General features: G+C 61.5%; 11 protein-coding genes and 1 tRNA gene. 2 read left to right on the forward strand and 10 right to left on the reverse strand.

Going from position 1 to position 11,493, the window contains the following annotated elements:
• Window positions 1-2: 2 nt before the first annotated feature.
• Both ACF8Q6_RS23585 and ACF8Q6_RS23590 read right to left on the reverse strand, forming a co-directional pair.
• Window positions 3-1,715 carry a SulP family inorganic anion transporter gene (locus ACF8Q6_RS23585; RefSeq protein ID WP_014755316.1) on the reverse strand — a complete coding sequence of 571 codons (1,713 nt, stop codon included), beginning with the start codon at window positions 1,713-1,715 and terminating at the stop codon, window positions 3-5.
• A 38-nt stretch (window positions 1,716-1,753) separates the two neighbouring features.
• On the reverse strand, window positions 1,754-2,677 hold the full coding sequence (locus ACF8Q6_RS23590; RefSeq protein WP_004575690.1) for a LysR family transcriptional regulator: 924 nt from the start codon (window positions 2,675-2,677) through the stop codon (window positions 1,754-1,756).
• Between the two features lie 116 nt (window positions 2,678-2,793).
• On the opposite strand from ACF8Q6_RS23590, the gene ACF8Q6_RS23595 reads away from it, so the two are divergent.
• Window positions 2,794-3,642 (forward strand): type 1 glutamine amidotransferase domain-containing protein, encoded by an 849-nt coding sequence (locus ACF8Q6_RS23595; RefSeq protein ID WP_054888548.1) that lies wholly within the window; start codon window positions 2,794-2,796, stop codon window positions 3,640-3,642.
• 15 nt (window positions 3,643-3,657) lie between these two features.
• Window positions 3,658-4,380, forward strand: coding sequence for an SDR family oxidoreductase (locus ACF8Q6_RS23600; protein WP_014589659.1), 723 nt, complete (start codon window positions 3,658-3,660; stop codon window positions 4,378-4,380).
• Between the two features lie 122 nt (window positions 4,381-4,502).
• Here ACF8Q6_RS23600 and ychF read toward each other — a convergent pair whose 3' ends face one another.
• From ychF to ACF8Q6_RS23640, 8 genes are all read right to left on the reverse strand, one after another.
• A complete protein-coding gene (ychF, locus tag ACF8Q6_RS23605; protein ID WP_003247414.1) occupies window positions 4,503-5,603 on the reverse strand; it encodes a redox-regulated ATPase YchF in 1,101 nt (366 codons plus the stop codon).
• A gap of 24 nt (window positions 5,604-5,627) precedes the next feature.
• Window positions 5,628-6,212: an aminoacyl-tRNA hydrolase gene (gene pth, locus ACF8Q6_RS23610; RefSeq protein WP_003247413.1), complete on the reverse strand. Its 585-nt coding sequence runs from the start codon at window positions 6,210-6,212 to the stop codon at window positions 5,628-5,630.
• Window positions 6,213-6,291: 79 nt separating this feature from the next.
• A complete protein-coding gene (locus ACF8Q6_RS23615; RefSeq protein ID WP_003247411.1) occupies window positions 6,292-6,885 on the reverse strand; it encodes a 50S ribosomal protein L25/general stress protein Ctc in 594 nt (197 codons plus the stop codon).
• A 118-nt stretch (window positions 6,886-7,003) separates the two neighbouring features.
• The gene (locus ACF8Q6_RS23620) at window positions 7,004-7,945 is read right to left on the reverse strand and encodes a ribose-phosphate pyrophosphokinase (RefSeq protein ID WP_003247410.1); all 942 of its coding nucleotides are present in this window, start codon (window positions 7,943-7,945) and stop codon (window positions 7,004-7,006) included.
• Between the two features lie 48 nt (window positions 7,946-7,993).
• Window positions 7,994-8,068, reverse strand: a tRNA-Gln gene (locus ACF8Q6_RS23625).
• Between the two features lie 20 nt (window positions 8,069-8,088).
• Complete coding sequence (gene ispE / locus ACF8Q6_RS23630; protein WP_010951968.1) at window positions 8,089-8,949, reverse strand: 4-(cytidine 5'-diphospho)-2-C-methyl-D-erythritol kinase; 861 nt, start codon at window positions 8,947-8,949, stop codon at window positions 8,089-8,091.
• A 4-nt stretch (window positions 8,950-8,953) separates the two neighbouring features.
• Window positions 8,954-9,571: a lipoprotein insertase outer membrane protein LolB gene (gene lolB, locus ACF8Q6_RS23635; RefSeq protein ID WP_010951969.1), complete on the reverse strand. Its 618-nt coding sequence runs from the start codon at window positions 9,569-9,571 to the stop codon at window positions 8,954-8,956.
• A gap of 4 nt (window positions 9,572-9,575) precedes the next feature.
• Window positions 9,576-11,297, reverse strand: a complete 1,722-nt coding sequence (locus ACF8Q6_RS23640; protein WP_012051182.1) for a tetratricopeptide repeat protein — start codon at window positions 11,295-11,297, stop codon at window positions 9,576-9,578.
• Between the last annotated feature and the right edge of the window lie 196 nt (window positions 11,298-11,493).

The following is an 11,493-nucleotide window of genomic DNA, read 5'->3' on the forward strand; positions in this document are numbered from 1 at the left end:
ATTCAGGGCTGCCAATCAACCCCACTCTCTTCCAGATAGGCATCCACCGCTGCGCCCACCGTTGGATGAAAGGCCTTCTCCCCCATATGCTCGAACAACTCGAACTGCCGCATCTTGTCCTTCACCGGATCCTTCATTTCGGCGAACTGCAACTCCACCCCCCGCCCCTCCAATGCCCGGTCCAGCTCGGCCAGCATGTCCGCCGAAGTGATATCGATACTGGTCACAGGCTCAGCGGCAATTACCACCCGTTGCACCGGCGTTGGCGACGCGTCTACCGCCGCCATCACTGTGTTCTGGAACTGCTCGGCGTTGGCAAAGAACAACGGCGCGTCCCAGCGCAGCAGCACCAGCCCTGGAATACGCCGGGCCTGTGGATAACGCTGCATGTCATGGTAACCGCGCAGCCCATCCGCCCGGCCAAGCACCGCGTGGTGCGGCCGCCAGCCGTCCCACAGGAACTCGATCACCGACACCACCACGGCAATGCAGATACCGGGAATGGCACCGAACACTGCCACGCCGACAAAGCAGGTGAACGACAGCCAGAACTCCCACTGCTGCATGCGGAAGATACGCTTGAGGTCGGCAAACTCGAACAGCCCCAGTGCAGCGGCAATCACCACCGCAGCCAAAGCGCTGTTGGGCAGGTGCTGCATCAGATTGGGCGCTACCAGCAGCAACAGGGTTACCGCCAGGGCGCCGATGATGCCGGTGAGCTGGGTCTGCGAGCCGGCAGCTTCGGCCACTGGGGTACGCGACGAACTGCTGCTGATTGGTATGCCCTGGAACAGCCCCGAGGCCAGGTTGGCCACGCCCAGGCCGAACATTTCCTGGTTGGGGTTTACCCGCATCTTGAGGCGCGCGGCATAGGAGCGTGACAGCACACTGGTGTCGGCGAACGACACCAGCGCCACTGCAATCCCGCCCAGTAGCACCTCGACCAGGTCAATGTCGCTGACCCAGGGGAAGACGAAGCCGGGCAGGCCCTGGGGCAGTTGCCCGAGCACCTTGACGCCCATCTGATTGAGGTTGAACACGCTCACTGCCAGCGTCGCCAGTACCACGGCGATCAGGATGCCCGGCAGGCGCTTGAACGGTTTGAGCAGCAGAATCAGCGCCAGGCTACCGGCACCCACGACAAAGCTTGGCCAGTGCCCTTGGCCGGCGTATAGCGCCTGGCCCAAGGACCAAAGGTCGCGCAAGGGCCCTTCGCTGTCGACTTTGATGCCGAACAGCTTGGGCAACTGGCTGATCAATACGGTCAAGGCGATGCCGTTCATGTATCCATAGCGGATGGGCTTGGACAGCAACTCGGTGATAAAGCCCAGGCGCAGCAGCCCGGCAATCACACAGAACGCCCCGGCGACCAAGGCCATCATACTGGCGATGGCGATCGCCCGCTGCGGGTCGCTGGCCGCGTATTGCACCACCACCGCCAGGATAGGCGCGGCCAGCGCCGAGTCCGGGCCCAGCACCAGGATACGGCTGGGACCGAACAGGGCATAGGCCAGCAGAGGGATGATGGTGGCGTACAGACCATAGATGCCGGGGACGCCGGAAGCTTCGGCGTAGGCGATGCCCACAGGCACCAGCATGGTGGTGAGCACCAGGCCGGCGGCGATGTCCTTGGGTAGCCAGGCTGCCTTGTAGTGGAGCAGGGTGACCAGGCCGGGTAACCAGCGTTGCCAGTCGAAACGAGTGGGGTGGGGCATGGTGTCGGCTCTGGGCGAGAAGGGCGCTGAACCTCAGCTTAGATGCTGGGATCGAGTGCCGCTTTGCGGCCCGTTGTCATCAAAGAATCGATCAATGCCCTGCTGGCCCCCGACAGCTGGCGATGTGGCGGATAGATGACCGAGAAGGGCCGTCGGGCCCCCTCGTAGTCCTCCAGCAAGCGCACCAACCGGCCCCGCTGCAGGCGTTCTGCGACTATGAACTCGTAGGTCTGGCAGATCCCGACACCTTGCTCGGCCAGTGAGATGCACCCCAGCACATCGTCCGCCACCACCGGATTTCCCTGCGGAACGAAGAGCAGTTCCTCCTCTCCTTGACGGAACTGCCAAACGCCTGGCCTGCCATTGCTGGGCATGATGAAAGGCAGGCAGTTGTGTCCGGCCAGTTCCGCCAGTGATTGCGGCCTGCCGGCACGCGCGAGGTAAGCTGGCGCGGCGACCAGGCATAGTCGAGCCTCCTCTAGCCGACGCGCCACCAGGCTACTGTCCGGCAGGTCGCCAAGGCGAATAGCCAGGTCATACCCTTCGGCCACCAGGTCGACATTACGATTGGTGATGTTCAACTCGACCTGCACTTTCGGATAGCGCAGGGCGAAGGCTGCCAGCATGGCCGGCAACCGGTGATGCCCATAAGTGGTTGGTGCGCTTAGGCGCACACGGCCCTGTACTTCGCCATGGCCGCTCAGGGCTTGCTCTGCGCTGGCGATCTGCTGGAACGCAGCGCGCGCCTGCTCGACGTATTCCAGGCCACTGTCGGTGAGGCTCAAGCGACGCGTGGTACGGCGTAGTAACTGCACCCCCAGGTGCAACTCAAGCCGCGAAATGGCCCGACTAACCACCGACGGGGTGGTCGCCAAGGCCACCGCTGCCGCACTGAGCGAGCCACGTTCGACCACTTCCAGCAGCGCCTCGACATCCCCCAGGTGACCAAACCGTCGCGCCATTTTGTTCTCCAAAGCAAAAATGCTTTTCTACAGGCCCAATTTATCGCTTGTCTGATCGCCAATAAAGTGTCGGTCAGTGCACGGCATCCCGCCTGTGCCTGAATGGAGGGAATGCTATGCGCACTTACCAACGACTGGCCCTGGCTGCTGTCATAGGCAGCGCGAGTCTGGGCGCTCATGCGGCGAACGTCCTTGTGGTACTGTCTGACGAGAGCCACCTGGAGCTTCGCGACGGCAAGGCATTTGCAACCGGTTTCTACCTCAACGAACTGCTGGAGCCGACCAAAACGCTGCTGGACGCAGGCCATCAAGTTACCTTCGCTACTCCCCTCGGTCGCGCGCCGACGTTGGACCGTAGCTCGGCCGCGGCCCAGTACTTCGGCAACGATCCGAAGCAACTGGAGCAATATCAGGCGCTGCTGGATCAGCTGCAGCTTACTTCTGCGAAGCATTCGCCGGTGATCAGCCTGTCCCGCGTGGAGCAGATTGGTTATGGCAACTTCGATGCAGTCTATGTGCCTGGCGGCCACGCCCCGATGCAAGACCTGCTCGCCGACCCGGCGCTGGGGCGTCTGCTTCGCGCTTTCCACGCCGAGGGTAAAACCACCGCGCTGGTTTGCCACGGTCCCATTGCTCTGCTCTCGGCGCTGGAACGGCCGCAGAAGCTGATCCAGGCACTGGAGAGCGGGAACCGGACAGCAACGCCCGAAGACTGGATTTATGCCGGCTATCGCATGACAGTCATCAGCAATCAGGAAGAAGAACAGGCCAAGGGCCTGCTCGGCGGAGGGCAGATGAAGTTCTATCCGCAGACCGCCCTGGAGCGCGCCGGTGGGCAGTATCAGAGCAACCCATCGCCGTGGGCGCCTAATGTTGTCATCGACCGTGAATTGATCACTGGGCAGAACCCGGCGTCAGCGGCCCAGGTGGGCCAAGCCATATTGCATCGTCTGCAAAAACACTAACGGTAGAGACACGCTATGACGCAACGTACTTTTCTTGTTACAGGAGCCAGCAAAGGCATCGGCCGGGCAATCTCCGAGCAACTGGTGGAGGAGGGCCACCAAGTCGTTGGTATCGCCCGCCAGGCTGCGGATGCCAGCTTCCCCGGCGAACTGATCGCCACCGACTTGAGCGACTCAGAGCGTTTGATTGCGACACTGGCCGACTTGACCAAACGCTATGCATTCGACGGCCTGGTAAACAATGTGGGCCTGGTCCGTCCCCAGCCACTGGGCGAAATTGACCTGGCAAGCTTCGACGAAGTAATGCGGGTCAACCTGCATCCCGCGCTGCAGGCGACCCAAGCGCTGCTGCCAGGGATGCGCGAGCGCTGCTGGGGCCGCGTGGTGAATATCTCCAGCCTGACCGTGCTCGGCATTCGTCAGCGCACTTCTTACGCCGCTGCAAAGGCAGCGCTGGTCAGCTTCACTCGCAGTTGGGCGCTGGAACTGGCCCAGACAGGAATCACGGTTAATGCAGTTGCTCCAGGGCCGATCGAGACCGAACTGTTCCGCAGTGGTAACCCGGTAGGCAGTGCTGGCGAAGCCGCCTATATCGACGGCGTGCCGATGGGGCGGCTCGGGCAGCCACACGAGGTCGCTTCGGCAGTCACCTTCCTGCTCGGGGATCGCAGCGCTTTCATTACCGGACAGACAATCTACGTAGATGGTGGCGCCTCTATCGGTCGCAGCGGTCTTTGATGACAGGGGCAGGTGGCTACCCATGGGAATACGGTAGAACGAATGCTCCCACCCTGCATCCCAGAAAAACAAAACCCCTGAGGTGCAGACCTCAAGGGTTTGTAGTTACAGCAGGCTAACGCTTAGACGTTGAAGCGGAAGTGCATCACGTCGCCGTCTTTGACGATGTAATCCTTGCCTTCCAGACGCCACTTACCGGCTTCCTTGGCACCGGCTTCACCCTTGAACTGGATGAAGTCGTCATAGGCCACCACTTCAGCGCGGATGAAGCCTTTTTCGAAGTCGGTGTGGATAACGCCGGCTGCCTGCGGGGCAGTGGCTCCGACGCGAACGGTCCAGGCGCGTACTTCCTGCACGCCGGCAGTGAAGTAGGTCTGCAGGTTCAGCAGCTCGTAACCGGCGCGGATCACACGGTTCAGGCCAGGCTCTTCGAGGCCCAGGGCTTCGAGGAACATGTCCTTCTCTTCACCGTCTTCCAGCTCGGCGATTTCTGCTTCGATCTTGTTGCACACTGGCACCACTACCGCGCCTTCTTCCTCGGCAATGGCCTTGACGACGTCCAGGTGTGGGTTGTTGTCGAAGCCGTCTTCGGCCACGTTGGCGATGTACATCACCGGTTTGCTGGTCAGCAAGTGGAAGCCACGGATGACAGCCTTTTCGTCGTCAGCCATGTGCTTCATCAGGCTGCGCGCAGGCTTGCCTTCGGTGAAGTGCGGGATCAGCTTTTCCAGAATGGCCTTTTGCGCCAAGGCATCCTTGTCGCCGCCCTTGGCGTTGCGGGCTACCTTCTGCAGTTGCTTTTCGCAGCTGTCGAGGTCGGCGAAGATCAGTTCGAGGTCGATGATCTCGATGTCACGCTTGGGGTCGACGCTGTTGGAAACGTGGATCACGTTTTCGTCTTCGAAGCAGCGCACCACGTGGGCAATGGCATCGGTCTCGCGGATGTTGGCGAGGAACTTGTTGCCCAGGCCTTCGCCTTTCGAGGCACCGGCAACCAGGCCGGCGATGTCGACGAATTCCATGGTGGTCGGCAGGATGCGGTTTGGCTTGACGATTTCAGCCAGCGCAGCCAGGCGAGCGTCGGGCATAGGCACGATGCCGCTGTTCGGCTCGATGGTGCAGAAAGGGAAATTCTCCGCCGCGATGCCAGACTTGGTCAGGGCGTTGAACAGGGTGGACTTGCCGACGTTGGGCAGGCCGACGATGCCGCAATTGAAACCCATGGGTATTCCCCTCTCTAAAGGAAATCAGGCCTTCTGGCTGTGCAGCTCGCGCATCGCCTTGGCGAAATCGCCGGCAAGCACGTCCGGCAGCACGCCGAGGGCAAAATCGATGCTGGCGTCGAGCTTCTCCTGCTCGGCGCGCGGCGCGCGGCCCAGGACGAAGTTGGATACCAGTTTGGCGTCACCCGGGTGGCCGATGCCAAGCCGCAGGCGGTGGAAGTCGTTCTGGTTGCCGAGCTGCGCGATGATGTCGCGCAGGCCGTTGTGCCCACCATGGCCGCCGCCGCGCTTGAGCTTGGCAACGCCCGGGGGCAGATCGAGTTCGTCGTGTGCCACCAGTATCGCTTCCGGCTTGATGCGAAAGAAATTGGCCAAGGCCGCTACGGACTGGCCGCTGCGGTTCATGTAGGTGGTGGGGATCAACAAACGAACGTCGTTGCCCTGATGGCTGAATTTAGCCGTCAGGCCGAAATACTTTTTGTCAGCGGTCAGCGAAACACGCTGGGCGCTGGCAAGGCGTTCAACGAATAGAGCCCCTGCGTTATGCCGGGTCTGTTCGTATTCGGGGCCGGGGTTACCCAGGCCAACGATCAACTGGATGGCGGTCACGTCAGGGGCTCTTCCTTGGAGTTGGTGGGTTACAGTGCGCGCGGCACTGTAACCCGATCAACGCCGGCGTGCGAGTGGATTACTCGGCAGCGCCTTCTGCTTCTGGAGCAACGCGTGGAGCGTGAACGTTGGCAACAGCTTTGTCATCACCGTGGGCCAGAGCGACGAACTCTACGCCTTTCGGAGCTTTCAGGTCCGACAGGTGGATGATGGTGCCGATTTCGGCGTTGCCCAGATCAACTTCGATGAACTCAGGCAGGTCTTTGGCTTCGCAGGAAACTTCGATCTCGGACTCAACGTGGGAGATCTCGCCGCCTTTCTTGACCGGGGCTTCTTCGTTGATGAAGTGAACCGGAACCTTGGCGGTCAGCTTCTGGCCAGCAACGACGCGAACGAAGTCAGCGTGCATGATGAACTGCTTGGCTGGGTGGCGCTGCATGGCCTTGATGATGACGTTCTGCTTAACACCGTCAACGTTCAGTTCGATAACGTGGCTGAAGGCAGCTTCGTTTTCGAACAGCTTGGTGATTTCCTTGGCCAGGATGGTCAGGGATTGAGCTTCTTTATCGCCACCGTAGACAACGGCTGGGATGCTCAGCGAGTGACGCAGGCGGCGGCTCGCACCTTTCCCCAGGTCAGTACGCGCTTGGGCGTTCAGAATAAAATCAGTCATTTTGTTTCTCCAAAATAGCCCCCCGAGGGCGTTTGCGACCAGCGCCAACGGGGATGGCAAAAAAGCCCCGCCCCAACACAGGTTGGGGCGGGGCGCTTCACATCAACACGTGTCCCGCTTAGCGGAACATCGCGCTGATCGATTCTTCGTTGCTGATGCGGCGTACCGCTTCAGCGACAACCGGTGCGATATCCAGTTGGCGGATACGATCACAGGCTTGAGCAGCGGCGGACAGCGGAACGGTGTTGGTCACCACCAGCTCGTCCAGTACCGACTTCTCGATGTTCTCGATGGCGCGGCCCGACAGTACAGGGTGCGTGCAGTAGGCGTAAACCTTGGCAGCGCCGTGCTCTTTCAGGGCCTTGGCCGCGTGGCACAGGGTGCCGGCGGTGTCGACCATGTCGTCTACCAGGATGCAGGTGCGCCCTTCGACGTCGCCGATGATGTGCATAACCTCGGAGTGGTTAGCCTTTTCGCGGCGTTTGTCGATGATACCCAGATCGACGCCCAGGGACTTGGCGACAGCGCGTGCGCGCACGACACCACCGATGTCCGGGGAGACGATCATCAGGTTCTCGAAACGCTGGTCTTCGATGTCGTCAACCAGTACGGGCGAGCCGTAGATGTTGTCGACGGGGATATCGAAGAAGCCTTGGATCTGGTCAGCGTGCAGGTCGACGGTGAGTACACGGTCGATACCTACGACAGTGAGCATGTCAGCAACGACTTTGGCGCTGATGGCTACACGTGCCGAACGCGGACGGCGGTCCTGGCGGGCATATCCGAAGTAGGGAATCACGGCGGTGATTCGGGATGCTGAGGAGCGGCGGAAGGCGTCGGCCATCACTACCAGTTCCATCAGGTTATCGTTGGTCGGGGCGCAGGTCGGCTGAATAATGAAAACGTCTTTACCGCGAACATTTTCATTGATCTCAGTGCTGATCTCGCCGTCGGAGAATTTACCGACAGAGACGTCACCGAGAGGGATATGCAGCTGACGTACGACACGCCGAGCCAGATCGGGGTTAGCGTTCCCCGTAAAGACCATCATCTTGGACACGCGCAGTACCTGAAGGCTGAGGGTATACCTGGATGAGTATAAGGAAAATGGCAGGGGCGGCTGGATTCGAACCAACGCATGGCAGGATCAAAACCTGCTGCCTTACCGCTTGGCGACGCCCCTGTATCTGTTGCTGCGAACGCTCATGCGCTCGACTTCTTGACCAGACTTTGCAGCTTACGATGCAACATCGAAACATTGCTTCCTTTGGCCACAAACCCTGTTTGGGTCGCTGAAAGAAGGGCCAGAACTTTATCAGCTTCGGCTTTGCTTGGGAAGGCCCCAAACACACAACTTCCAGTGCCGGTTAGTCGAGCCTCAGTGAATTTTCCCAGTGAATTCAACGCGTTGCGAACTTCTGGGTAATTCTGCTCTACCACCGGTTGGCAGTCATTTCGACTGTTTCCCTCGGGAACGGGGCGCATCTTAAGGGGGAGAGAATCACGTGTCAACTGTGGATGTGAAAAAATTTCTACTGTGCTGACAGACACTTGCGGCACCAGCACGACATACCAGGGTTCGATCGGGTCGACCGGGGTCAGTTGTTCGCCTACGCCTTGCGCGAATGCTGCGTGGCCGCGTACGAACACCGGCACATCGGCGCCCAGGCTAAGCCCCAGTGCGGCCAGGCGGTCTTCGTCCCAGTCCAGTTGCCACAGGTGGGCCAAGGCCAGCAGGGTGGTCGCGGCGTCCGAGCTGCCACCGCCGATACCTCCGCCCATGGGCAGTACCTTGGTCAGCCAGATGTCGGCGCCAAGCGTGGTGCCCGATTGAGCTTGCAGCATGCGCGCGGCCCGTACGATCAGGTTGCTGTCGTGGGGAACGGCCTCGATCTCGGTGTGCAAGCGGATCACGCCATCGTCACGCAGGGCAAAACTCAGTTCGTCGCCATGGTCTAGAAACTGGAACACCGTTTCCAGTTCGTGGTACCCGTCTGCGCGGCGGCCGATGATGTGCAGCCACAGGTTGAGCTTGGCCGGGGCGGGCAGGGTGAGCTTTTGCATGCGATCAATGTCCCAGCTGGCGCGGCTGCCAGTCCTTGACCACCAGGGTCACATCCAGGTCCTTGCCGTGCAGCTTCAGGCGCTCGGGCAACCAGTAGCCGTTCTGTTCGGTGTAGCTCAGGTACTGCACCTGCCAGCCATCCTGGTCGAGGCTGGCCAGGCGGCTGTCGCCATCGAGGGTCAGCTTGCTCTTGCTGTCGGGGGCGGGCAGGCCGCGCACCCACCAGACCAGGTGCGAAACCGGCAGTTGCCAGCCCAGTTGCTCTTCCAGCAGGGCTTCCGGGCTGGTGGCTTCGTAGCGGCCCTGGTTGGCCACTTCCAACACCACGCCACCCGGGCGGCCGGTAAGGCGTGCGGCGCCACGGCCCAGCGGGCCGGCCAGGCGAATGTCGTAATAGTCCTGACGTTGCAGCCAGAACAGCGTGCCGCTGCCGGAATCGCGCGGGGCACGGATACCGACCTTGCCGTTGATCTGCCAGCCATCGAGGCTGCTCAGCTGCGCTTTGTGGGCGCGCCACTGCTGCGGGTCGCCGTGGCCCTGCAGGGCCTCGCGGCTACCGAAGCCGGCACAGCCGGCCAGCAGGGCGATCAAGGTAAAGGTGATGCAATGGCGCAGGAACATGGCGTTAAAGAGTCTCGGATCCGGTCAGGCGCAAAAGGGTCTTGCGCAGTATAGGGCTGTCGGCCTGGGCCTCGAAGCCCTTGGCCCATACATGGCGGGCTTCGCGGCGCTTGCCGTTGGCCCACAGTACTTCGCCCAGGTGGGCGGCCACTTCGTGGTCGGGGAAGTTGGCAAAGGCCTGGCGCAGGTAGGTTTCAGCGACGTCGAGGTTGCCCAGGCGATAGTTGACCCAACCCAGGCTGTCGAGCACTGCCGGGTCATCGGGGGTCAATTGGTGGGCCTTGTCGATCAGCGCCTTGGCTTCGGCATAGCGGGTGGTGCGGTCGGCCAGGGTGTAGCCCAGGGCGTTCAGGGCCATGGCGTTTTCTGGCTCGCGGGCGATGATGGCGCGCAGGTCTTTTTCCATCTGCGTCAAATCGTTGCGCTTCTCGGCCAGCATGGCGCGGGTGTAAAGCAGGTTGAGGTCGTCCGGGTAGCGCTGGATGGCTTGCTGCAGCACCTGATTGGCCTGGGCGTCCTTGTTGTTGTTGCTGTAGCTTTCCGATTCGATCAGGAATAGCTGGATGGCGTAGTCTGGCTGGGCTTCGCGCGCTTCGGCGAGCAGGCGCGAGGCATCGCTGCCGCGGCCGTTGGCGATCAGGATGTCGGCCTGGCGCAGCTGTGCCGGCAGGTAGTCTGGGCCTGGGCCGACCAGGGCGTATTCATCCAGAGCGCCAGCAGGGTCGTGGCGCTCCTCGTGGATGCGGCCCAGGTTCAGGTGCGCGGCGTCAACGTAGCTGTCGCGCTCGATCAGCTCCTGCAAGTAGCCTTCGGCTTCATCCCAGTCTTTGTTCTCCAGGCACACCAGCGCCAGCGAGTAGCGCAATTCGTCATCATCGGGGTATTGCTGGACCAGACTGATGAACTCGCCTTTGGCATCGGCAATACGGTCCTGTTCGACCAGGGTGCGAGCGTAGGTGAGGCGCAGGCGTTTGTCGTCCGGGTTGTCGCGAATCGCCCCGCGCAGCAGTGGCAGGGCCTCTGGACCACGGTCCAGGGCCTGCAGCAGACGGGCGCGCAGCAGGATCGGGGCGACTTCGCCGTTTTGTGCCGGGTGCGACTCAAGCAATTCCAGGGCTTCTTCGGTCTTGCCGTCCTGGTTCAGCAGCAGGGCCTTGCCGAATATCAGCTGGCCGTTGTCGGGGTATTTCACCAGCAGGCGTTCGAAACTGTGTAGCAGGCCGTCGCGGGTGCTCTGATCGGTTTCGGCTGCGGACAGGGCGAGGAAGTCGAAGTGGGTGTCGCCCTGGCCCTGCAGTACCTTTTCCATGTAGGCCATGGACTCGTCATAGCGGCCGGCGCGGGCCAGCTGGATGGCGGCGGCGCGCTGGGCGTCGAGGTTCTGCGGGTCGTTGCGCGCCCAGACCAGTGCATTCTCCAGAGACGGCTCGTCGGCGCCGAGGTACTCGGCAATGCGGTAGGCGCGCTCGGAAACTGCTGGGTCCTGGGTTTTTGCTGCCTGATCGGTGTAGTTGGCCAGGGCGATGTCGAAACGGTTGCGCTGGCCGGCCAGCTCTGCCACCAACAGGCTATAGAGTGTGTCCTGCTTGAACGAACCATACACCACGGGCTTTTCCGCCTCTGCCTTGCCAGCTTCGGCGACGGGAGGCTCGGCCTTTTGCGGGGCCAGGCTCTGGCAGCCCTGGAGCAGGGCGAAGGCAAGCAGCAATGCGTATGGTTTGTTCATAGAAAGGCTTATTAGGAGGACTCACCGGCGGTCGGAGCATGATGACACAAGCGCGTAGGCAAACCCACCTGCGAAGGTATGAAGCTACGCTTAGCCTATGCAGACCGCACTGCGCGCGCAGGGTTCGCCCCAGGCTGGCCACAATGCCCAGCGTTCGTGCTGTTGTTCTGCTTCTGCTTCTGCTTCTAAGCGCGCG

Origin of the sequence: Pseudomonas sp. GLN_2, assembly GCF_043106005.1 — a bacterium.
Taxonomy (GTDB): Bacteria; Pseudomonadota; Gammaproteobacteria; order Pseudomonadales; family Pseudomonadaceae; genus Aquipseudomonas; species Aquipseudomonas alloputida.

Bases quoted from the DNA above. Each gene is read 5' to 3' on its own strand.
- ACF8Q6_RS23585 (WP_014755316.1), bottom strand. From the start codon at position 1,715: ATGCCCCACCCCACTCGTTTCGACTGGCAACGCTGGTTACCCGGCCTG.
- ACF8Q6_RS23590 (WP_004575690.1), bottom strand. From the start codon at position 2,677: ATGGCGCGACGGTTTGGTCACCTGGGGGATGTCGAGGCGCTGCTGGAA.
- ACF8Q6_RS23595 (WP_054888548.1), top strand. From the start codon at position 2,794: ATGCGCACTTACCAACGACTGGCCCTGGCTGCTGTCATAGGCAGCGCG.
- ACF8Q6_RS23600 (WP_014589659.1), top strand. From the start codon at position 3,658: ATGACGCAACGTACTTTTCTTGTTACAGGAGCCAGCAAAGGCATCGGC.
- ychF (WP_003247414.1), bottom strand. From the start codon at position 5,603: ATGGGTTTCAATTGCGGCATCGTCGGCCTGCCCAACGTCGGCAAGTCC.
- ACF8Q6_RS23615 (WP_003247411.1), bottom strand. From the start codon at position 6,885: ATGACTGATTTTATTCTGAACGCCCAAGCGCGTACTGACCTGGGGAAA.
- ispE (WP_010951968.1), bottom strand. From the start codon at position 8,949: ATGCAAAAGCTCACCCTGCCCGCCCCGGCCAAGCTCAACCTGTGGCTG.
- lolB (WP_010951969.1), bottom strand. From the start codon at position 9,571: ATGTTCCTGCGCCATTGCATCACCTTTACCTTGATCGCCCTGCTGGCC.
- ACF8Q6_RS23640 (WP_012051182.1), bottom strand. From the start codon at position 11,297: ATGAACAAACCATACGCATTGCTGCTTGCCTTCGCCCTGCTCCAGGGC.